This window comes from Micromonospora sp. NPDC005194 (assembly GCF_040608335.1).
In the GTDB taxonomy this organism is placed as follows: Bacteria; Actinomycetota; Actinomycetes; order Mycobacteriales; family Micromonosporaceae; genus Micromonospora.
Map to the genome: position 1 here is coordinate 1 of NZ_JBEXIA010000056.1, position 21,020 is coordinate 21,020.

Genomic DNA, 21,020 nt, shown 5'->3' on the forward strand with positions numbered 1-21,020 from the left:
AAAGAACACCCCCCCAAACTACTGGTTAAAGGGCTGGTGACCCACCCCCCCCCCGTGTTGATCATGAAGTTATTGCCACGACACGCCGAGGCGAGTGGCAATAACTTCATGATCAACGCGGGTCTATGCGGTGAGGGCCGCCTGGAGAGCTTGCGGGAGGGTGGGGTGGTGGTAGGGGTAGGCGGCCTTTGTCAGGACGGCGGGGTGGACTCTCGTGCTGGTCAGGGCCTCGTGGGCGAAGCCGCCGAGCGCCACCTTCAGGGCCAGGGCGGGGATCGGGATGATCGCCGGCCGGTGCAGCTGCCGGGCCAGCTCCCGGGTGAACTCGGCGTTGGTCACCGGATGCGGCCCCACCACGTTGACCGGGCCGGCGATCTCGTCGTGGGCCAGCAGGAAGAGTGTCGCGTCCAGCCAGTCGGCCATCGAGATCCACGGCAGCCACTGCCGGCCACTGCCCAGTCGCCCGGCGATGCCCAGCTTGAACGGCAGCAACTGCGGCTTGAGCAGCCCGCCGTCGCGGTGCAGGGGCAGGCCGGTACGCAGCCGCACCACGCGTACGCCGGCGTCCTCGGCCGGACGGGTCGCGGCCTCCCACACCCGGCAGACGTCGGCCAGGAAACCCTCGCCGGCGGGCGCGTCCTCCTCGACCACCCGGTCACCCGTGTTGCCGTACCAGCCGACGGCCGACGAGTTGAGCAGAGCTCGGGGGCGGTCGGCGGCCGGCAGCCCGGCGATCGTCGTCGCGAGCGTGCTGCTGCTGTCCACCCGGCTGGTGCGGATGAGCCGCCGGTAGTCGTCGTTCCAGCGCTTGTCGCCGACGCCCGCGCCGGCCAGGTTGATGACGGCGTCGGCCCCGGCGACCGCTGCCGGGTCGAGATGGCCGGCCGCCGGGTCCCACTGCCGCTCCCGCGGGTCGCGCGCCGGTCGGCGCACCAGCCGGGTGACCTCGTGCCCGTCGGCGGCGAGCCGGTCGCCCAGCCGGGTGCCGAGAAAGCCGGACGCGCCGGCCAGAAGGATCCGCATGCCCTTATCTTCGTCGAAAACGTCACCCCCGGATGCGCCCTGGCCCCACTCCTCGCCGATCTTGCACTTGGTGTCGTCGTTATGTCGGGCGAGGCCCGATTCGTCGCCACCGAAAGTGCAAGATCGACGAGGAGTGGGGGAGCGGGTCACCCGTGGCGGAGGTCTTTGAGGAGGCCTTCCACCTCGGCGTACGCCTCCGGGGGGAGCGGGCCCAGGGTCAGGGTCGCCAGGTTTTCGTCGGCCTGGGCCACCGTGCGGAGGCCGGGGATCGGCACCGTGCGCGGGCTGCGGGCCAGTAGCCAGCCGAGCGCGCCCTGCGCGAGGGTCCGCCCGTCCGCGGTGAGCGCCGCGCGGACCTGCTCGACCCGTGCCGCCCACCGTGGCGTGGGCCGGCCGTCGGTGAACCACTGCAACCACTCGGGCGCGCGACCGCGCACGTCGTCCGCGCCGAGCGCCCGGGTCGACCCCGTGAGCAGGCCCATCGCCAGCGGCCCCCGGTTGAGGCTGGCCAGGTCGTGGCGGTCACAGACGGCGAGGACCGCCGCGTTGTCGCTCAGCACCGACTCGTCGTGCTGAATGGCGACGCAGCGCGCCCCGGCCGCCGCGAACGCCTCCGCCGAGGCCGGGTTGTCGGTGCTCCAGCCGTACGCCCGGATCTTGCCCTGGTCGACCAGGTCCTCCAGGGTGCCGACCAGGTCGAGCGCGGCGGGCACCGGCAGCTCGTTGATGTGCAGTTGGTAGAGGTCCACATGGTCGGTGCCGAGCCGCCGCAGCGAGTCCTCCAGGCTGCGCACGGCGAACGCCGGGCTGGCGTCGGTGCCGAGCGCCCGCCGGGTGGCCTCGTCGCTGACGTTGCCGAACTTGGTGGCGATCACCGCCTCGGCCCGGCGACCCGCCAGGGCCCGACCGAGGACGCGCTCGCTGTGCCCGGCGCCGTAGTTGCTGGCCGTGTCGAACAGGGTCACCCCGAGATCGAGAGCGCGGTGGATGGTACGGATCGACTCGTCGTCGTCCACCTCTCCCCAACCGAACGGCTGGCCGGCGTCACCCCAGAGCGGGCCGCCGATCGCCCAGCACCCCATCCCGATCGCGCTCACCTCGATGCCGCTGCGTCCCAGCGTTCGTGTCGTCGTCATGCGGACCAGCCTCCAACCTGGAGTGCGCTCCAGGTCAAGGGGTGGCTACCATGCCGAGACATGACCGGTTACGCCCCCGCGGAGGCCGCCCGGCGCAGCGGCTTCAGCCTGGACACGCTGCGGTACTACGAGAAGATCGGCCTGCTGGCCGACGTGGGTCGCACGGCGGGCGGCCGGCGCGTCTTCACCGACGACGACCTGAGCTGGCTGGTGCTGTTCCGCTGCCTGCGCGACACCGGGATGCCGATAGCCCAGATGTGCCGGTACGCGGCCCTGGCCCGCGAGGGTGAGCACACCGTCGACGAGCGGCGCGAGCTGCTGCAACGACACGCGGCGCAGGTCGAGGAGCAGATGCGCCTGCTCCAGCGCCAGTACGACCACCTCCGGGAGAAGATCCGCTTCTACGAGCGCCTGCCCGGCCCGGGCGCATCCGGCGAGGACCAGGCCGTCACGCGGCCGGCGGGGTCAGGCCGAGGAGGTCCTCGGTCGTCCCGGGCCGGCCGGTGAGCGCGTTGAGCGCGGTGACGAACCGCTTCTCCTCGTACCGGAAGTGCGACTCCAGCAGCGCGGCCAGCCCGTCCAGCTCGGCGCGTACCTGGGCGGTCGGCAGCGGCCGGTCGTCGCCCAGCACCTGCTCGATCCGCCCGAGGATCCCCGCCACCACCTCGTGGTCGGCGATCAGGTTGGCCAGGACCGGGCGCAGCTCGGGAACCTCGTCGGCCAGGACCCGGAACGCCCCGGCGTCCTCACCGGTGTGGTGGCGGCCGAGCGCGGCGCAGAAGGTCAGACAGTGGGCCCGCAGGTCCCGCGACGGGCGGGCGTCGCCGGTGGGGGAGTCGCCGAGGTCGGCCCGCAGGCGGGCCAGCTCCACGCCGAGCCAGAGGTGGATCTCGATCATCTGATTGCCGACGGCGGCGAGCCGGTCGGCGGGTGAACTGGTCGGGTGCACGTTCGTCCCATGCTGTCCCCACGCCTCCATGCCCACGGCGGCCTTCGTGCCGGGTGCACCGCGACGCTGACCGCAGTCTAGCGTTCCGGTGTGCCTGGCTCGTCGGGCTCCGGGGGGTCGTGCCAGCGAGCCCGCCAGGCGGCCTCGTTGGCCTCGTGCGTCGTCCGTTCCTCGAACACGGCGGCCCGCAGCGCGTGCCGGGAGCCCGACATCACCAGCACCTCCACGGCCACCAGTCCGACGCAGATCACGGTGGCGAGAGCGAGCGCGCCCAGGGCCGGCAGGTGCTGGCCGACCGGCAGGGCGACCGTCAGCACCACGATCACGCCGACGCGGGTCCACGTGGCGGTGTGCAGGGTGCGGAGCTGGAACAGCATGTTGACGGCGAAATAGAAGATCAACCCACCGAAGAGCATGGGTACGGCGGGTCCCTCGATCCGTTGGGCGGGCCCGCCGGCCGGGTCGGTGACCTGGTGCAGGATCTCCTCGCTGCCGATGGAGAAGAGGATCACGGCGGCGATCATCGGTAGGTACAGGTACGCGTACGCGTCGCGGGCCATCGCCACGCGCGGGCCGCCCTCCGCCGCGTGCAGGGCGATCCGGGCGGCCGGCCCGACGAAGTCGAAGTGCGCCCACCACAGCGCGGCGGTGAGCACGATGCCGAGCGCGGCGGCCGCCACCGCAGGCCAGGTGACCGGTTGGCCGAGCAGGTTGCCGCCCACGCCCACGGAGATCACCGACTCGCCCAGCGCGATGATCAGGATGAGGTCGTAGCGTTCGGTCCAGTGTTCGGCGCTGGTCACCCCCCAGCCCCAGGTGCCGACAATGAAGCCGGTGGCGAACTGGACCACCACCACGGTGATCCACAGGCCGTCGCGGACCAGCGCGGCCCGGCTGGGGTCGCCGATCAGGGGCGGGAGGAGCGCGGCGGCCAGCAGCAGGACGATGCTCGCCGCCAACTCCGGCGCGAACCGGCGAAGCTGCCGGCGCTCCTGCGGGGTGTCGCGCACCACGTGCTGATACAGGATCCAGTGGATGCCGCGGACCACGACGTAGCTGATGGCCACCAGCATCGGGCCGGCGGCGCCCGCCTTCGGGTCGCTGAACGCCTGCGGCAGCGCGAGCGCGAACGAGAACAGGGCGGCCATCGCGATGACCATCAGCACCGGGACGTAGCCCTCGCCGAGGCGGACGCGGGTGGCGACCAGGCTGTGCACCACCCAGCACCACCAGAGCACGGCGAGCACCAGGCTGGCGTGCAGCAGCTGCCGGCCGGAGACGTTCGCGGCGGTGGCCCGGGTGATGATGAAGAACGAGAAGACGAAGACCAGGTCGAAGAAGACCTCGAACTTGTCCACCCGGGCGCCGGGGGCGATCGGGACGGCTGGTCCCAGTTGTCCACCCCGCCGGTAGCCGCCCACGGTCCCACTCTGGCAGCGTCCGGCCTGCTCGGAGGACGGAACGGGTCAGCCCGCGTCGCGGGACCGCAGACCGTCCATCAGCAGGTCGAGCAGCCGGTTACCTCCGGTCCGGGACGGGAAGACGCCTGGACCGCGGCCTGAGGCAGCCGTTCGCGGTTGCGCAGCGCGTCCGCCCGCACCGGGCGGGGGCTGGTTACCGGCGGGCCGACCGGCCCGCCCCACCCGGGACAAGGATGGATCATGACGACGAGCAACCCGATCACCACGTCGTTCGCCCATGACTCCACGGCCATGGACGTGATCCGGGGCGTGGACCTCGTCGGCCGGCGGGCGGTCGTCACCGGCGGATCGTCCGGCATCGGCGTGGAGACCGCCCGTGCCCTGGCCAGCGCCGGCGCGGAGGTCACCCTGGCCGTCCGCAACCCCGACGCCGGCCAGAAGGCCGCCGACGACATCACCGGCGCCACCGGCAACGACCGCGTCCAGATCGCCCCGCTCGACCTCGCCGACCAGGATTCGATCGCCGACTTCGTGGCCAACTGGGACGGCCCGCTGCACATCCTGGTCAACAACGCCGGCATCATGGCCGCGCCCCTGAGCCGCACCCCGCAGGGCTGGGAGATGCAGTTCGCCACCAACCACCTCGGGCACTTCGCGCTCGCCACCGGGCTGCGCCCGGCGCTCGCCGCCGCCGACGGGGCCCGGATCGTCTCGGTCAGCTCCGCCGCCCACCTGCGCTCGCCGGTGGTCTTCGACGACATCCAGTACGACCGCCGCGAGTACGAGCCGTGGCAGGCGTACGGGCAGTCGAAGACGGCGAACGTGCTCTTCGCCGTGGAGGCGACCCGCCGCTGGGCCGACGACGGCATCTTCACCAACTCGCTGATGCCCGGCGCGATCCGCACGAACCTCCAGCGTTACGTCAGCGAGGAGGAGCTGAACCGGTTGCGCGCGGGCAACGCGGCGGCGTGGAAGACCGTCGAACAGGGTGCCGCCACGTCGGTGCTGGTGGCCGCGTCGCCACTGCTCGACGGCGTGGGTGGGCGCTACTTCGAGGACTGCCAGCAGGCCGCCCCCGCCCGGCCCGGCGGGCGCACGGGCGTCGCGGAGTACGCGCTGGACCCGGAGGCCGCCGAGCGGCTCTGGGAGGTCTCGACCGCGCTGCTCAAGGGTTGAGCGACGCGAACGAAAGGGCGCCCCGTTCGTCGACCGGGGCGCCCTTTCGGCGTTGGCGTGGGATCAGGCCAGGCCCAGCTCCGACTCGAAGTTGCCGGCCTCCAGCCGCTCCTTGACCGCGGTCAGGAAGCGCGCCGCGTCGGCGCCGTCGATCAGCCGGTGGTCGTAGGACATGGCCAGGTAGACCATCGACCGGACCGCGACGACCTCGCCCAGCTCCGGGTCGTTGACCACGACCGGCCGCTTGACCACGGCACCCGTGCCGAGCATCGCCGACTGCGGCGACGGCACGATCGGGGTGTCGAAGAGCGCGCCCCGGCTGCCCGTGTTGGTCAGCGTGAAGGTCGCCCCGGCCAGCTCGTCCGGGCTGACCTTGTTGGTCCGGGTCCGCTCGGCCAGGTCCGCGACCCGCTTGGCGATGCCGCCCAGGTTGAGGTCGCCGGCGTTGTGGATGACCGGCGTCAGCAGGCCCCGCTCGGTGTCCACCGCGATGCCGAGGTGCTCCGCCTCCGGGTAGGTGATCGTGCCAGCCTCAAGGTCCATCCGGGCGTTGACGATCGGGTACGTCTGGAGCGCCTCGACGGCGGCGAGGGCGAAGAACGGCAGGAAGGACAGCTTCACGCCGTGCCGCTGCACGAAGGAGTCCTTCGCCTGTGCCCGCAGCTTGGCGATCCGGGTGACGTCCACCTCGACCACAGTGGTGAGCTGCGCCATCTCGTGCAGCGACTCGTGCAACCGCTTGGCGATGGCCTTGCGGATCCGGGGGAGTTTCTCCGTGGTGCCCCGCTTGCCGCTCGGCTGCGGCTTCGCGGCCGGCTTGGTCGCGGCCGGCGCGGTGGCGGCCGGCTGTGCCGCCGGAGCCGGTGCGGCCTTGGCGGCCTTCGCCTTCTCGGCCGCGTCGAGGACGTCCTGCTTGCGGATCCGGCCACCCACGCCGGTGCCGTTGAGCGAGCCCAGGTCGACGCCGTGCTCGCTGGCCAGCTTGCGGACCAGCGGGGTGACGTACCCGGCGGCCTCCTCGCCGCCACCCGGTGCCGGGGCGGACGGGCGCTGCGGCGCGGCGGTCGGCCCGGACGGCTGAGCCGCCTGCTCGGCCTGCGCCGGCTGCGCCGAGGTCTCCGCCTCGGCGGCCGGCTCGTTGTACGACATGCCCGGGGTGGGCTCCTCGACCTTCGGCTCCGGCTTCGGCTCGGCCTTCGGCTCGGCCTTCGGCGCCGGCGCGGCCTCCGCCTTCGGCTCGGGCTTCGGCTCGGGCTTGGCCTGAGCGGGGGCCCCACCGGCGACGCCGATGATCGCCAGGTCGGCGCCGACGTCGGCGGTCTCGTCCTCGGCGACCTTGATCTCCAGCACCGTGCCGGCGACCGGCGACGGGATCTCCGTGTCCACCTTGTCGGTGGAAACCTCCAGCAGCGGCTCGTCCACCTCGATGGTGTCGCCGACCTGCTTGAGCCAGCGGGTGACCGTACCCTCGGTGACGCTCTCACCCAGGGCCGGCATCTTCACCGCGGTGCCCTCGCCCGACGACGCGGCGGCCGGAGCGGGCGTCTCGGCCGGGGTCTGGTCCTGCGCCACCTCGTCGGCGGTGCCCTCGGCGGCGGCCGTCGGCTCGGCGGCCGGCTCCGCCGACTCGGCCGGGGCCTGCTCCTGACCGGCGGCCTCGCCGCCACCGGTCGACTCGCCCTCACCGGCGATGACGGCCAGCTCGCTACCGACCTCGGCGGTCTCGTCCTCGCCGACCACGATCCGGCTCAGCACGCCCGCCGCGGGCGACGGGATCTCGGTGTCGACCTTGTCGGTCGAGACCTCGAGCAGGGGCTCGTCGACCTCGACCGTGTCGCCCTCCTGCTTGAGCCAGCGCGTGACGGTGCCCTCGGTGACGCTCTCGCCGAGCCGGGGCATGGTGACCGATACCGGCATGTTCTCCAGACTCCTTCATTCCCCTTGGGGGATCTTCGCCCGTCGCCGGACGCCGCGGTTTGGGTGATCAGGCGTGCGAGTGCAGCGGCTTGCCGGCGAGAGCCAGGTGCGCCTCGCCCAGGGCCTCGTTCTGGGTCGGGTGGGCGTGCACGAGCTGGGCGACCTCGGCCGGGTAGGCCTCCCAGTTGTAGATGAGCTGGGCCTCACCGATCAGCTCACCCACCCGCGCGCCGACCATGTGGACGCCGACGACCGGGCCGTCCTCGACCCGGACCAGCTTCACGAAGCCGGTGGTCTTGAGGATCTGGCTCTTGCCGTTGCCGCCGAGCGAGTAGTTGTACGCCTTGACTTTGTCGGCCCCGTACTGCTCCTTGGCCTTCGCCTCGGTCAGGCCCACCGACGCCAGCTCCGGGTCGCAGTAGGTGACCCGCGGGATGCCGACCTCGTCGATGACGGCCGGGGTCTGCCCGGCGATCTCCTCGGCGACGAAGATGCCCTGCTGGAAGCCCCGGTGCGCGAGCTGGAGGCCCGGCACGATGTCGCCGACGGCGTAGACGTTCGGCACGCTGGTGCGCAGCCGCTCGTCGGTCAGCACGTAGCCGCGGTCCATCGTGACGCCCTGCTCCTCGTACCCGAGGTTGGCGGTGTTCGGGCCGCGACCGACGGCGACCAGCAGCAGCTCCGCCTCAACGGTCTCGCCGCCGGAGATGGTCAGCTTGACGCCGTTCTCGGTCTTCTCGACCTTCTCGAACGGCTTGCCGACCTTGAAGTTGATCTTCCGCTTGCGGAACGCCCGCTCCAAAGCCTTGGACGACTCCTCGTCCTCGGCGGCCACCAGCCGAGGCAGCGCCTCGACGATCGTCACGTCCGCGCCGAAGGACTTCCACACACTGGCGAACTCGACGCCGATCACACCGCCGCCGAGGACGATCACCGACGAGGGGACCCGGTCCAGGGTCAGCGCGTGGTCGCTCGTGATGATCCGCTCGCCGTCGACCTCCAGGCCGGGCAGGCTCTTGGCGTACGAGCCGGAGGCCAGGACGATGTTGCGGCCGGTGTAGCGCTTGCCGTCCACCTCGACCACGTTCTTGCCGACCAGCTTGCCGGCGCCGGCCACGAAGGTGATGTTCTTCGAACCGCCCACCAGGCCCTGCAGACCCTTGTACAGCCGGGAGATCACGCCGTCCTTGTACGAGTTGACGCCGGCCATGTCGACGCCGACCAGCTCGGCCTTCACACCGAACTGCTCCGACTCGCGGGTCTGGTCGGCGATCTCCGCCGCGTGCAGCAGCGCCTTGGTCGGGATGCAGCCGTTGTGCAGGCAGGTCCCGCCGAGCTTGCCCTTCTCGATCAGCGCGACGGACAGGTCCAGCTGGGCGGCGCGCAGCGCCGCCGCGTAGCCGCCGCTGCCACCTCCGAGGATGACGATGTCGAAGGTCGCTTCGTTCGGCTCGCTCACGTCCAACTCCCAGGTCGCGTCACTGCATCGGGGGTCACGGAGGGGTAACACGGACACACCCCACCTCGGTCATCTTGTCACCACCGGGCACAGGGTGCGTAGTGAGGTGCCCAACGACACGTCATCGACACGTACCCTTGGCACCGTTGTCGATGACATGACGTGGGGGAGCGGTTCGGTGGGGTTGTTCCGGCGCCGGAAGCAGGCGCGTGTGCTGAGCCACGACCGCGCGGCCGATCCCGGCGATCTGGACCATCTCGCGAACTTCATCCGCAGCCGGCGCGGCGTCGAGGCGTTCATCGAGCCCCGGACGACTGTCACCCAGACCACAGTCATCCTGATCGCCGACGACGGGGAGTGGACGCGCCGCCGCATCGACGGCCCGGACGGCGCGCGGCGCTTCGCGTACCGGATGGGCATCCCGGTGTACGACGTCCGGCTGATGGGCTACCCGCAGCGGATGCGCGACTTCAACGAGCGCCGCAAGCGCCGACCCGACCAGTACTGAAATGCCGAGGGGCCCCGCAAGGGGCCCCTCGGCTTTACGTCCGTCAGCCGTTGGCGGCGACGTCCTCGACCAGCTGCACCAGAGTGCGGACCGGCACGCCGGTGCCGCCCTTGGTCCAGTAGCCGGTCGGCTCGCCCGAGTGGTAGCCCGGCCCGGCGATGTCGATGTGCGCCCACGCCACGTCGTCGGCCACGAACTCGCGCAGGAACACGCCGCCCTGCAGCATGTGCCCGGCCCGGTCCATCCCGGCGTTGACCTGCGAGATGTCCGCCACGTCGGAGTCCATGCCCTTGCGCACGTCGTCCGGCAGCGGCATCGGCCAGGCCGGCTCGCCGACCGCGTCGCCGACCGTCCGGACCCGCTCGCACAGTTCGGGGGTGCCCATCACGCCGGCCACCCGCTTGCCCAGCGCGATCACCTGACCGCCGGTCAGGGTGGAGGTCTCGAACAGGTAGTCGGTGCCGTCGGCGCACGCGCGGGCGATGGCGTCGGCCAGGACCATGCGGCCCTCGGCGTCGGTGTTGAGCACCTCCACCTTCTTGCCGCTGAACATGCTGATCACGTCGCCCGGCCGGTAGCTGGTGCCCGACGGCATGTTCTCGGCCATCGGCAGGTACGCGCTGACCGCCACCGCCGGCTTCAGCGCCGCGATCGCCAGCATGGCCGCGCCCACCGCGGCGGCGCCCGCCATGTCGGACTTCATCTCCCACATGCCCTGCGCCGGCTTGATCGAGATGCCACCGGTGTCGAAGGTGATGCCCTTGCCGACCAGCGCGACCCGCTTGCCGTTGCCGCCGTCCTGCGGGGTGTAGGTGAGCTTCACCAGTCGCGGCGGGGCCTCCGAGCCCTGCCCGACCGCGATGATGCCGCCGTACCCGCCCGCGGCCAGCGCCGCCTCGTCCAGCACCTCGACGCCGAGGCCCGCGTCGCGGGCGGCGGCGGCCACGGCGTCGGCGAACGACGGGGGCCGCAGCTCGTTCGGGGCGGTGTTCACCCAGTCCCGGCTGAGCCGGACCGCGCCGGCGACTGCCTGCGCCCGGGTGATCTCCGCCTGGGCGGCCGGCTCAGCGGCGTCCGGAACGGCGATCAGCACCTCGGCCACCGGCTCCCGCCGGGTCGGCTGCGGACGGGTCTTGTAGCCGGCGAACCGGTACCCGCCGAGCAGCGCGCCCTCGGCGACCGCGCGCAGCGCGGCCGGCGCGTCCGCGTCGTCGGGCAGCGGCATGCTCAGCGCCACCTTCGGCGCACCCGCCAGGGCCCGGACCGCCGCGCCGGCGGCGCGGCGCAGCGTCTCCGGCGCCGGGGCGGCGCCCGTCGGCTCCGGGCCGAGCCCGACCGCGACGACCAGCGGGGCGGTGACGGTGCCCAGCGTGGCCAGCTTGATGACCTCACCCGCCCCACCGGTCGCGCCGAGCAGCGCGAGGGTCTCGGTCAGCTTGCCGTCGAAGGCGACGGCGATGCTCTCCGCGCCGCTGGCGAGCAGCAGGTTGCCGGCGAGGCCGCTGGTGGCGCCCTGCTCTCCGGTCTGGCTGTGCACGCCGATCACGATCGCGTCGACGGCGAGCTCGGCCGGGTCGGTGTCGACCAGGCTCAGGTTGGTGGTGCGGGGTGATGTCACTGAAGCTACTCCGGGCGGGCCGGGCCGGTCGCGGCGTCGCGTACCAGCGGTGAAGGTCTCCGGCGGAACCTACCCGCCGGACGTCAGGGCTGTCCCGTCGATCACACCAACGGGGTCCCGCCGATGCTAACCAGCGGCGTTACCCCCGGTAAGTTGCCACCCATGACCGACGTGACCTCCGACGCCGCCGCGACCCGGCTGCGTCGTTCCCCGCTGCACGAGCGGCACACCGCCGCCGGCGCCAAGTTCGCCCCCTTCGGGGGCTGGGAGATGCCGCTGGAGTACGCCGGCGGCGGGGTGCTCAAGGAGCACGCCGCGGTGCGTACGGCGGTGGGGGTCTTCGACGTGTCGCACCTGGGCAAGGCCCGGGTGACCGGCCCCGGCGCGGCCGACTTCGTCAACTCCTGCCTGAGCAACGACCTGCGCCGCATCGGGCCCGGCCGAGCGCAGTACACGCTGTGCTGCGACGACGCCACCGGCGGCGTGGTGGACGACATCATCGCCTACCTGTACGCCGAGGACCACGTCTTCCTCATCCCGAACGCCGCGAACACCGCCGAGGTGGTGCGCCGGCTGCGCGCCGCCGCCCCGGAGCGGATCACCATCACCGACGAGCACGAGGCGTACGCGGTGCTGGCCGTGCAGGGCCCCCGCTCGGGCGAGCTGCTCGCCGCTCTCGACCTGCCCACCGAGCACGGCTACATGAGCTTCGACGCCGCCAGCTTTACCGACAGCCTCGCCGAGGTGGAACTGACCGTCTGCCGTACCGGCTACACCGGCGAGCTGGGCTACGAGCTGGTCGTGCCGGCGGAGCACGCGGTGACCGTGTGGGACGCGCTGTTCGCCGCCGGCAAGGCGTTCGAGCTGCGCGCCTGCGGGCTGGCCGCCCGGGACACGCTGCGCACCGAGATGGGCTACCCGCTGCACGGGCAGGACCTCTCGCTGGACATCACCCCGGTGCAGGCCCGCTCGGGCTGGGCGGTCGGGTGGGACAAGCCGGCCTTCTGGGGTCGCGACGCGCTGCTCGCCGAGAAGGCCGCCGGCCCCCGACGTACGCTCCGCGGCCTGGTGGCCGTCGACCGCGCCATCCCGCGCCCCGGCATGACCCTGCACGTGGGCGACAAGCAGGTCGGCACGGTGACCAGCGGCACCTTCAGCCCGACCCGCAAGCAGGGCATCGCCCTGGCCCTGCTGGACACGGACGCCAACCTGGCCGACGGCGACGAGGTGCAGGTCGACATCCGAGGCCGCCAAGCCCCCCTGCGCCTCCAGAAACCCCCCTTCGTAACCCCCTCAACCCACTAACCCCACCCCACCCCCTCCCCACCCCGCCGCCCCGGGCCCCGACCTGGTTGATCATGAAGTTATTGCCACGACACGCCGATGCCGGTGGCAATAACTTCATGATCAACGCGGATGGGGCGGGAGCCGGAGGGGGTGGGGGAGCCGGAGGGGGTGGGGTTAGGGGGTTGGGGTGGTGGGGGGTTCGCCGGAGTCCAGGACTGCCTGGGTCCAGCCGCCTTCGATGACTCCGGTCGCGTTCAGGACCGCCCAGTCGACGACGTCGGTCGCCTCCACCACCACAGGGGCGCCGATGCGTACGCTCTCGTCGGTGTTGGCGTCGCTGGCGCTGACGCCGACGATCCGCTCCGGGGTCTCCCACGAGGTGACGCCCGCCCAGACGTACTCCGGGCCGTCGTCGCCCGGCAGGCCGTACTTGACGACCAGCTGCGACTCGGCCGGTAGCTGGCCGGCGACGAAGCGGGCCCGCGCGTCGCCCAGGGCGGCCCGGGCGGTGGCGACCGCGCTGCTCATCGCGTCACCGGAACGCGCGTAGCGCACGTCCGGCTGGATGCCGGAGAACAACGTCGCGCAGGCGGCTGCGTAGTAGCGCCCGTCCGGGCCGGGATGCCCGGCCGGCGGACGCAGGCTCAGGAACGAGTCGGCCTCCGGGTCGGTCGCCGGGTCCAGCTCCAGGCGCAGCAGCACCGGGGCCGTCGCGCCATGCTGCTCCGGGTTGCCGTACGCCACCGCGATGTCGTGCCCGGTCACCGTGGCCAGCACCGGCAGCTGCACGAACGCGGGCACCTCCTCGCCGGTGAGCCCGTCGGTCCAGTCCCGCAGCAGCCGCCGGGCCGCCCCGGTCATCACCGCACCCCAGGCGCGGGTCAGATGGTCGGGCACCCCCTGGGTCTGCAACTCCAGCAGACCGAAGCGCCGCAGCCCCTTCGTGGTGAACCACAGCCCCTCGGTGTCCGAGGAGTACGGCACCAGCACCCAGTCGATCAGCCGGATCCGGCCCTGCTCGTCGGGGAGTGAGCGCAGCGCGGTCGCCGGGTCGAGGAACTGGAGGCCGAAGACGTCCACCACGTCGCCGTCGACGGACTCCGCCACCGCCGCCGCCACCGCCCGGGCCGCCCACTCGTGCGCGGGCGGCCAGCCCGGCCGGTACTCCGCCTGGACCACGACCAGGTGTGTCGCCGCGGCCAGCCGGGCCAACTGCGCCTCGGTGGCGCCGAACGCGGTGAGCAGATCCGGCGGGAGCGCGGGGAACTCGGCGATCGGCCGGGTGTCCACGCTCATCAGCGGGCTGTCCAGCATCTGGCGGGCGAGCCCGTGCACCGGCTCGGCCAGTCGGCCGGTCAGCGCCGCCACCGCCGTCTTCGCGCTGACCTTCGGCAGCCCCGCCATCGGCACCAGGTAGGTCGCGCTGAGCGACTCCGGCACCGGTACGGGCAGGAAGTCGTCCGTGATGAGCATGTGGGTTCCCCCGGTGGCCGTGCCGGTGCTGTCGAGCCGAACGCTACCCGGCCGGCCGCGCCGGCTTCAGGCGGACAGCACCACACCGAGGTAGACCAGCGTGGTGACCACCTCGACGGTCGCGCCGAGCACGTCGCCGGTGATCCCGCCGAGCCGGCGTACCACGTGGGCCAGCAGCGCGACCGCGACGGCGAGCGCGGCGACGACGGCGAGCGGCCCCTGCCACGGGCGGCCCGGCACCGCGGGCACCGCCAGCAGCACGACGGCGACCGCGCCGACGCTCACTGCCACCGGGCCGACGGTTCCCGCCACCAGGGCCCCCAGCCCGTCCGGCCGGGCCGCGGGCACGCCCCGTCGGCACGCCACCGTCACACCCAGCCGCCCGGCCGCGGTGGCCGCCACCACCGCCGCGAGACACGCCGGCCAGGACCGGCCGGCCAGGTCGGCGAGCGCCGCGGCCTGCACCAGGAGTACGACCACCAGCGCGACCACGCCGAACGGTCCGACGTCCGGCTTCTTCATGATCTCCAGGGCGGCAGCCCCCCGCCGGTACGACCCGAGCGCGTCCACCGTGTCGGCCAGCCCGTCCAGGTGCAGCCCTCGGGTGAGCAGGGCGGCGGCGCCCACCGTCACGCCGGCGGCCACCAGCGGGGGAGCGAGCAGGCCGGTCAGCAGCAGGACGCCGCCCAGCAGCACGCCGAGCAGCGCGCCGACGGCCGGGGCGAGCGCCATCGCGGTGCCCGCCACCGGGCGGTCGATCCGGCCGGCGCGTACCGGCAACGTGCTGAAGGTGGTGACCGCCAGCCGGGCGCCCGCGACGAGCCGCGACTCAGCCGGCACGCCAGCCCGACGCCGGCTGCTCGTCCGCCCCTGTGCGGGTGGGGCCCGGCCCGGCCGGCTCCGGCTCGACGAACTCCGGGTCGGTGTAGTCGGGCCCGGTGTACGCCGGCTCGGCGTCGTCGGGCTCGGCGTCGTCGGGCTCCGGGTCGGTCTGCGGCTCGTCGGCCCGGTCCGCGTCGGCGTCGCCCGCCAGCGACGGGTGCACCGGCAGCGCGGCGGCCAGTGCCAGCACCGAGCGCAGCAGCGGCAGCGCGACCAGGGCGTTGGCGCCCTCGCCGAGGTCCAGCCGCAGGTCGAGCAGGGGCGTGAGGCCGAGCACGTCGGCGGCCAGCCGCACCGCGGGGTGCTGGCCGTGGTCGGCCAGCAGGCACCAGTGCCGCGCCTGCCCGGCCAGGTCACGGCTGACCATCCCGGCGGCCAGCCCGACCGGCCCGTCCAGCAGCACCGGCACCCGGCGGGCGGTGGCGCCCAGCAGCACGCCGGTGGCCACCGCCACATCGCCGCCGCCCAGCTCGGACAGCACGTCCTTCGCGCCGCGCGGCGAGCGGCGGGTGCGGTGCAGCGCGTCGCGCACCGCCGCGCAGCGGACCATCCAGGCCGCGTCGTCGATCTCACCGGAATCGGTGATCACCCGGCCCAGCACGGCCGGTGGTTCCGCGCCGGCCGTGGCCGCCAGCACCGCCGCCGCGGCCGCCTCGGTGCCGGCGCCGCACGCCCCCAGGACCAGCAGTTGTACGCCCGCGTCGGCGGCCTGCTCGGCCAGCCGCCAGCCGTAGCGCAGCGCCGACTCGACCTGCTCGCCGGTGAGCGCCGGCTGGGTCTCCATCGGCGCGGAGGCGGGGGTGTCCACCACCTGCAGGCTCGCGCCGCTCTCGGCGGCCAGCCGGGCCAGCGCACCCCGCCCGGCGCGGGCCTGTGCGGCCCGACGCGCCGACTCGCCCGCGACGGTGCCGGCCGACGCGCCACCGGCGTGGTCGCCGTTGAGCAGCAGCACCCGCACCGAACCCCAGGCGGCCGGCGTCGACGTGCCCTGGGTGGCGGCGGCGAAGCCGACCACCCGGTCCAGCACGCCCAGCCCGGCACCGGGTACGTCCAACGTGGCCAGCCGGTCCACCGCCTGCGGACCGGCGTAGTCGTCGGGCATGGGGAGCTCCATGCCGGGCTGGATGACCAGCCCGGTGGCCACCATCGGCAGCGCCATGGTCGGCGCGGCCCAGGGGTTGCCGGGCTCCTGGTTCGGGGCGGCCGGCGGGGTGTGGGTCAGCACGTCGGGCAGCTGGACCTCGGGGGTGGGCTCGGCGTCGAGCAGGCTCGTGCCGGCCTGGTGTGCGCCGCTCTGGCTCGCGGCCGGCGACACGGGGCTCGCCGACGCGCTCACGGTCGCGGCGGCGGCAGCAGCGGTGGTGGGTGCCGGCTTCAGCCAGGCCGGTTGGCCCGCGACCACCAGCACCACTGCGTCGCAGGCATCGGCGACCGCGCGGTTGGCCGCGCCGAGCGCGTCGGTGAACGCCCGGCCCAGCGGGGTGGTCGGCACCAGCGACAGCCCCACCTCGGGGCTCACCAGCACCACCCGCGCCGCGCAGGTGCGGATCGCCTCGGCCAGCTCGGCGATCGTCGCCACGTCGTCGGCGGGCTGGTACTCCGGGTCGAGCAGCACGGTCACCCAGCCGCCCAGGTCGTCCACGAGAAGCGTCTCGTTGGGCTCGGCGGATTCGAGCACGTCCGCCAGCCGACGCGGCTCTCCGGCGGTCTCCTCGGTGGTCCAGCTGCCCGGTCGGCGGGCGCGGTGCGTCGCCAGCCGGGTCGCCCACTCGGTGTCCTCCGGGTCGCCCTCCGGCGCGGTGGCGATGTAGCGAACAACCGGCGCGTCGGCGACCAGGGACTCGGCGAACTCGGACTTGCCGGACCGGATACCGCCGAGCACCAGGACCGTGTTCCACCCGTCAACGGACATGTCCGTACCTTAGTTCTCATGCCCCGGGTCTGGGCACGTCGCCCCAGCCCTGCCGACGATCGAAAGTCCGTTCCGCGTCCATTGCAGGCAAGCGTCCGCTTCCCTCCTGCGCCGTCCGCAGCGACCCGCCCCGAGCGCCGGCAATCTTGGACAGTTTCCGTCAGCTCGGAACGGAAAGTGTCCAAGATCTAGCCCGCCCCGGTGTCCGGGGGCGAGGAGCGTGGCGCAGCGTCGTGGGTGGTCAGCCGCAGTGTTCGAACCCGCTGCCGTAGCTGACCCCGCCGGTGGCGCCGCCCCACTTCACGCACGCGCCAGCGGCGGAGGCCCGCACCGGGCCCGCGTAGTAGTCGAACGAGCCGCTGTCGGTGCTGCGGGCCCGTCCCTGCACCTCCAGGTACGCCGACGCCGCCGTCCTGGCCCCGACCGCGGTGTCCTTGAGGGTGACCACGCAGTTGTTGCCGTTGCCCGAGTGGTAAAGCAGGTAGACGCGACCCTGACGACGGCCGCCACCGTCGGTCAGCGTCGCCGAGTCGATCACCTGATAGCCGCTGCCGCACGCCTGCGCCGCCGTGTACGGGTTGGGCCGGCCCGCCGGGCTGCCACTGGACGTCGGTCTGCCGCTGGCCGCCCCGGTCGGCGTGGTCCCCGGCGCCGCGCTGCGGGTGACCGGGCTGCCGCTGGCGGGCGTACCCGATCGGTCGCCGCCGGTCGGTGTGGCGGTCGCGGTCCGGTCGGCGCTCGGCGTGCCACTGGCCCGGGGTCCCGGGGTGGTGGTGTCCGCGGTCGGCAGCGCGACGCCGGTGCCCGACGTCGACTCGCCCGTCAGCGCCGCCGGATCGGTCGTCCTGCCCGGCCCGGCGTCCGGCCGCAGCGCCGCCACGGCTCCGCCGACGAGCGCGATCAGAATGATCGCGCCCACCCCGACCAGCAGCGGCAGGCGTCGCCGGCTTGACGACGTCGGCAACGGATCCTCGCGGGTCGGCCCGGTCTCGGTTGGCCGGATCTGGACCATCCCGGCCCGGAAGGCCGGTGGCAGGGCCGGATCCGTGGTCGGGACCGGCGGCGTCGGCGCGCGGGTCGGCACGGGCGGCGTGGGACTCGAAACGGGCGGAACCGGCGGCGCGACGGGCGGCGGGGCGGTGGCGCCCACCACGGGCGGGGCGGGTGCGGCCACCGCCCACGGAGGGCGGGCGGAGGGCGGGATGCTGGCCAGGGTCGCGTCGCGGGCATCAGCGGCGGCAGCGGCCAGCTCAGCGGCGCTGGCGTACCGGTCCGCGGGCCGCTTGGCCATCGCCCGCGCGACCACCGCCGTCACCGCGGGCGGCGTGTCCGGCGGTAGCGGGGCCGGCTCGTCCTGGGCGTGCCGCAACGCCACCGCGAGCGGGTTGTCGCCGTCGAACGGTGGCTGCCCGGCCAGGCAGAAGTACGCCACCGCCCCGAGGGCGTAGATGTCCGTGGCGGCGGCGACCGGCTGGCCGGTGGCCTGCTCGGGAGACATGTACGCGGCGGTGCCGAGCACCATGTTCGCGGCGGTCAGCCCGGCCATGCTGCGGGACCGGGCGATGCCGAAGTCGACGAGCACCACCCGACCGTCCGCCTTGACCAGCAGGTTGCCGGGCTTCACGTCCCGGTGCACGATGCCGGCGAGATGGGCGGTGTGCAGGGCGTCGGCGGCCTGCGCCAGCACCGACATGGTGGTGGCCGCGTCCAGTCGACCCGCCGTGCGTACCCGGACCGACAACGGCTCGCCCTCGACGTACTCCATCACCAGGTAGTCGACCCGGCTGCCGTCGGCGAGCGCGGCCTGCCCGACGTCGTGCACCGCGACCACGCCGGGGTGCCGCAACGCCGCGAGCATCCGCGCCTCGGCGCGGAAGCGGGCGGTGAACTCCGGATCGGCGACCAGCGACGGCAGCAGTACCTTCACCGCCACCTCGCGCTCCAACAGCACGTCGGTGCCCCGCCAGACCGCGCCCATCCCGCCCGTCGCCACCCGCTCGCCCAGCCGGTACCGGTCGCCGAGCAGCACTCCCCGTGTCAGCACCGAGCCACCGTATCGGCCCGCACCGACGGGGGTTGATCAACCCGTGGGTTGCCGCGGGGGGCGAGCGAGCGGCCGTTGCGCGCCGGGCCGACTACGCTGGCGGGGGTTCGTCCCACGGGGACTTCAGCGGCGAGGGGAGACGCGGCATGGCGTGGAGCTGGCGGTACGAGGGCACGGACGGTCAGACGGTGGAGGGCCCGGCGGAGTCGTTCGGCAGCCAGGCCGACGCCGAATCCTGGATCGGTCAGACCTGGCGTGAGCTCGCGGCGTCCGGCGTCACCTCGGTCGCGCTCGTCGAGGACGACCGGGTGGAGTACCGGATGAGCCTGCTGCCCACGGCCGAGTGATGGCCTACGACCGGCCGGGCGCCGACGGGCTGGTGCTCGGCGTGCCCAAGGCGGCGTTCCGGCCCAGCCCGGTCTTCCTCGGCCTGGTCGCGCTCTTCGCGGTCAGCGGGGTGCTGGCCTGGAACGGCTACGGCAGCGTCCGCTTCGACGTGTTCGTGTTCGTGGTGTCCGGCTGGCTGGTGTCGCTCTGCCTGCACGAGTACGCCCACGCCGTGGTGGCCTACCGCGCGGGCGACCGGGACATCGCCCACCGCGGTTACCTGACGCTCAACCCGTTCAAGTACACCCACCCCCTGCTGTCGATCGTGCTGCCGGTGGTGGTGGTGCTGCTCGGCGGCATCGGCCTGCCCGGCGGCGCGGTGTGGGTGGACCGGCATGCCATCGGGGGGCGACTGCGGCACACCCTGGTCAGCCTCGCCGGCCCGGCGACCAACGTGCTGTTCACGTTGCTGCTCGTGCTGGCGGTGCGACTCGGCACGTCCTCGGGTGGCCCGGTGGAGTTCTGGGCCGGGGTGGCGCTGCTGGCGTTCCTCCAGCTCACCGCGAGCGTGCTCAACCTGCTGCCGGTGCCCGGCCTGGACGGCGGCAACATGATCCAGCCGTGGCTCAATCCGCAGTGGCGCAGGATGTACGACCTGTTCGCCCCGTACGGCTTTCTTCTGCTCTTCGCGCTGCTGTGGAACCCGCGCATCGGCGGCTGGTTCTTCGACGCGGTCTTCGCCGTGGGTGACCTGCTCGGCCTGCCGTCGTGGCTGTACGCCGCCGGCCTGGACCTGATCCGGTTCTGGCGGAGCTGAGTCGAGCTGAGTTGTCCGGTCCGGCCGGCGCGGGTGCGCCGACCGGACCGGACCCGCGTCAGGGCCGCTCGGCGGGAGACTCGGTCTTGGCCGGGTCCCGCTCGGTGACCGGCTCGACGATCTCGTCGATGGCCTTGAGCAGCTCGGCGTCGAGCTTCACCCCGGCCGCCTTCACGTTGTCGTGCACCTGCTCGGGGCGGGACGCGCCGATGATCGCCGACGAGACGTTCGGGTTCTGCAGGACCCACGCCACGGCCAGCTGGGCCATGCTCAGCCCGGCCTGCTCGGCGAGCGGCTTGAGCTGCTGCACCCGGGTCAGGACGTCGTCGTTCATGAACCGGGAGATGAAGTTCGCGCCCGACTTCTCGTCGGTGGCACGGGAACCGGCCGGCGGCGGCTGCCCCGGCAGGTACTTGCCGGAGAGCACGCCCTGGGCCATCGGCGACCAGACGATCTGGCCGATGCCCAGCTCCTCGCTGGCCGGCACGACCTCGGTCTCGATGACCCGCCACAGCATCGAGTACTGGGGTTGGTTGGAGACCAGCGGGACGTGCAGCTCCCGGGCGAGCGGGTGGGCGGCCCGCAGCTGCTCGGCGGTCCACTCGGAGACGCCGATGTAGTGCGCCTTGCCGGAGTGCACGACGTCGGCGAACGCCTCCATCGTCTCCTCCAGCGGCGTGCTGTGGTCGTACCGGTGGGCCTGGTAGAGGTCCACGTAGTCGGTGCGCAGCCGCCGCAGGGAGCCGTTGATCGACTCCATGATGTGCTTGCGGGACAGGCCGCGGTCGTTGCGACCCGGCCCGGTCGGCCAGTAGACCTTGGTGAAGACCTCCAGGCCCTCGCGACGCTCGTTCTGCAGCGCCCGGCCGAGCACGTCCTCGGCCCGGGTGCCGGCGTACACGTCGGCGGTGTCGAAGGTGGTGATCCCCGCGTCGAGGGCGGCCCGGACGCAGGCGTTCGCCGCGTCCTCCTCGACCTGTGAACCGTGGGTGATCCAGTTGCCGTACGAGATCTCGCTGACCATCAGGCCAGAACGGCCCAGGTGTCGGAATTCCATGCCCCGACCATAAC

The 21,020-nt window shown here is 73.3% G+C and carries 18 protein-coding genes; 6 read left to right on the plus strand and 12 right to left on the minus strand.

Annotated elements, in window-relative coordinates; genetic code table 11:
• Window positions 1-123 precede the first annotated feature (123 nt).
• Window positions 124-1,023 (minus strand): TIGR01777 family oxidoreductase, encoded by a 900-nt coding sequence (locus ABZU53_RS29860; protein WP_355068894.1) that lies wholly within the window; start codon window positions 1,021-1,023, stop codon window positions 124-126.
• Window positions 1,024-1,169: 146 nt separating this feature from the next.
• The gene (locus ABZU53_RS29865; RefSeq protein WP_355068896.1) at window positions 1,170-2,159 is read right to left on the minus strand and encodes an aldo/keto reductase; all 990 of its coding nucleotides are present in this window, start codon (window positions 2,157-2,159) and stop codon (window positions 1,170-1,172) included.
• Between the two features lie 60 nt (window positions 2,160-2,219).
• Here ABZU53_RS29865 and ABZU53_RS29870 point away from each other — a divergent pair, with 60 nt between their 5' ends.
• Window positions 2,220-2,666, plus strand: a complete 447-nt coding sequence (locus tag ABZU53_RS29870; RefSeq protein WP_355068898.1) for a MerR family transcriptional regulator — start codon at window positions 2,220-2,222, stop codon at window positions 2,664-2,666.
• On the opposite strand, the gene ABZU53_RS29875 is transcribed toward ABZU53_RS29870, so the two are convergent.
• Together ABZU53_RS29875 and ABZU53_RS29880 are read right to left on the minus strand one after the other, a co-directional pair.
• Complete coding sequence (locus ABZU53_RS29875; protein WP_355068900.1) at window positions 2,608-3,108, minus strand: hemerythrin domain-containing protein; 501 nt, start codon at window positions 3,106-3,108, stop codon at window positions 2,608-2,610. The two genes, ABZU53_RS29870 and ABZU53_RS29875, sit on opposite strands and share 59 nt — an antisense overlap.
• Before the next feature lie 77 nt (window positions 3,109-3,185).
• Window positions 3,186-4,529 (minus strand): low temperature requirement protein A, encoded by a 1,344-nt coding sequence (locus ABZU53_RS29880; RefSeq protein ID WP_354859731.1) that lies wholly within the window; start codon window positions 4,527-4,529, stop codon window positions 3,186-3,188.
• 240 nt (window positions 4,530-4,769) lie between these two features.
• Here ABZU53_RS29880 and ABZU53_RS29885 point away from each other — a divergent pair, with 240 nt between their 5' ends.
• Window positions 4,770-5,705 carry an SDR family NAD(P)-dependent oxidoreductase gene (locus ABZU53_RS29885; RefSeq protein WP_355068901.1) on the plus strand — a complete coding sequence of 312 codons (936 nt, stop codon included), beginning with the start codon at window positions 4,770-4,772 and terminating at the stop codon, window positions 5,703-5,705.
• Between the two features lie 63 nt (window positions 5,706-5,768).
• Here ABZU53_RS29885 and sucB read toward each other — a convergent pair whose 3' ends face one another.
• Both sucB and lpdA read right to left on the minus strand, forming a co-directional pair.
• Window positions 5,769-7,622: a 2-oxoglutarate dehydrogenase, E2 component, dihydrolipoamide succinyltransferase gene (sucB, locus tag ABZU53_RS29890; RefSeq protein ID WP_355068903.1), complete on the minus strand. Its 1,854-nt coding sequence runs from the start codon at window positions 7,620-7,622 to the stop codon at window positions 5,769-5,771.
• A gap of 67 nt (window positions 7,623-7,689) precedes the next feature.
• Entirely contained in the window at window positions 7,690-9,081 is a 1,392-nt protein-coding gene (gene lpdA, locus ABZU53_RS29895; RefSeq protein WP_355068905.1) for a dihydrolipoyl dehydrogenase, read from the minus strand.
• 178 nt (window positions 9,082-9,259) lie between these two features.
• On the opposite strand from lpdA, the gene ABZU53_RS29900 reads away from it, so the two are divergent.
• Window positions 9,260-9,589: a hypothetical protein gene (locus ABZU53_RS29900; RefSeq protein ID WP_354859740.1), complete on the plus strand. Its 330-nt coding sequence runs from the start codon at window positions 9,260-9,262 to the stop codon at window positions 9,587-9,589.
• Between the two features lie 43 nt (window positions 9,590-9,632).
• Here the strand turns inward: ABZU53_RS29900 and ABZU53_RS29905 are convergent, their stop codons facing one another.
• On the minus strand, window positions 9,633-11,207 hold the full coding sequence (locus ABZU53_RS29905; RefSeq protein ID WP_355068906.1) for a leucyl aminopeptidase: 1,575 nt from the start codon (window positions 11,205-11,207) through the stop codon (window positions 9,633-9,635).
• 162 nt (window positions 11,208-11,369) lie between these two features.
• On the opposite strand from ABZU53_RS29905, the gene gcvT reads away from it, so the two are divergent.
• Window positions 11,370-12,512, plus strand: a complete 1,143-nt coding sequence (gene gcvT, locus ABZU53_RS29910) for a glycine cleavage system aminomethyltransferase GcvT (protein WP_355068908.1) — start codon at window positions 11,370-11,372, stop codon at window positions 12,510-12,512.
• Window positions 12,513-12,668: 156 nt separating this feature from the next.
• On the opposite strand, the gene ABZU53_RS29915 is transcribed toward gcvT, so the two are convergent.
• The 4 genes from ABZU53_RS29915 to ABZU53_RS29930 form a co-directional block, all read right to left on the minus strand.
• Window positions 12,669-13,967, minus strand: a complete 1,299-nt coding sequence (locus ABZU53_RS29915; RefSeq protein WP_354859749.1) for a DUF2314 domain-containing protein — start codon at window positions 13,965-13,967, stop codon at window positions 12,669-12,671.
• A 66-nt stretch (window positions 13,968-14,033) separates the two neighbouring features.
• Window positions 14,034-14,807: an adenosylcobinamide-GDP ribazoletransferase gene (locus ABZU53_RS29920; RefSeq protein ID WP_355068910.1), complete on the minus strand. Its 774-nt coding sequence runs from the start codon at window positions 14,805-14,807 to the stop codon at window positions 14,034-14,036.
• Window positions 14,797-16,761, minus strand: a complete 1,965-nt coding sequence (locus ABZU53_RS29925; RefSeq protein WP_355068912.1) for a bifunctional adenosylcobinamide kinase/adenosylcobinamide-phosphate guanylyltransferase — start codon at window positions 16,759-16,761, stop codon at window positions 14,797-14,799. The genes ABZU53_RS29920 and ABZU53_RS29925 overlap by 11 nt, the downstream gene beginning before the upstream one ends.
• A 241-nt stretch (window positions 16,762-17,002) precedes the next feature.
• The gene (locus ABZU53_RS29930) at window positions 17,003-18,805 is read right to left on the minus strand and encodes a protein kinase (RefSeq protein WP_355068913.1); all 1,803 of its coding nucleotides are present in this window, start codon (window positions 18,803-18,805) and stop codon (window positions 17,003-17,005) included.
• Window positions 18,806-18,951: 146 nt separating this feature from the next.
• Between ABZU53_RS29930 and ABZU53_RS29935 the strand changes: the two genes are divergently transcribed.
• A complete protein-coding gene (locus ABZU53_RS29935; RefSeq protein WP_030337978.1) occupies window positions 18,952-19,152 on the plus strand; it encodes a hypothetical protein in 201 nt (66 codons plus the stop codon).
• Complete coding sequence (locus ABZU53_RS29940) at window positions 19,152-19,949, plus strand: site-2 protease family protein (RefSeq protein WP_354859758.1); 798 nt, start codon at window positions 19,152-19,154, stop codon at window positions 19,947-19,949. The genes ABZU53_RS29935 and ABZU53_RS29940 overlap by 1 nt, the downstream gene beginning before the upstream one ends.
• Window positions 19,950-20,007: 58 nt before the next feature.
• On the opposite strand, the gene ABZU53_RS29945 is transcribed toward ABZU53_RS29940, so the two are convergent.
• The gene (locus tag ABZU53_RS29945; protein ID WP_355068915.1) at window positions 20,008-21,006 is read right to left on the minus strand and encodes an aldo/keto reductase family protein; all 999 of its coding nucleotides are present in this window, start codon (window positions 21,004-21,006) and stop codon (window positions 20,008-20,010) included.
• Between the last annotated feature and the right edge of the window lie 14 nt (window positions 21,007-21,020).